Source organism: Flammeovirga sp. OC4 (genome assembly GCF_000812565.1).
Taxonomy (GTDB): Bacteria; Bacteroidota; Bacteroidia; order Cytophagales; family Flammeovirgaceae; genus Flammeovirga.
Genome location: NZ_JTAM01000127.1, coordinates 1 through 381, shown reverse-complemented (window position 1 = coordinate 381; position 381 = coordinate 1). Strand labels below are relative to the sequence as shown.

At 37.5% G+C, this 381-nt stretch carries 1 protein-coding gene; it reads right to left on the bottom strand.

Features of this window, described 5'->3' with window-relative positions; translation table 11 throughout:
* On the bottom strand, window positions 1-381 hold a 381-nt coding region (locus PL77_RS29300; protein ID WP_044213428.1), incomplete at both ends, for a group II intron maturase-specific domain-containing protein.

The following is a 381-nucleotide window of genomic DNA, read 5'->3' as shown; positions in this document are numbered from 1 at the left end:
GATGCAATAACGAAGACGATTTCTTACCCATTCATCTACCTTTTTAAGCTTTCGCTTGATGTTGCCCAAACTAAAGTAGTTCACCCAACCTCTTTGGATTTCTAAGAGCTTCTTGATGCGTTCATCAAAACTCATGGGAGTAGTTTTTCGAGTTACCTCTTTGAGACTTGTCTTCAACTTTTTCCATGAATCAAGCTTAGCAACAAGTTGGTATTGTCCTTTTGAACCTTTCTTATAGCTCGATACAAAAGCATAGCCAAGTACCTCAAAATCTAGAGGACGACGTTTTCCACTTTTTTCTCGATTGATTGGTAGTTTGAGAACATCTCGTAGAAAAACATATACATTGTTTCCTACACGTTTTGCTGCTTTTTCTGACTT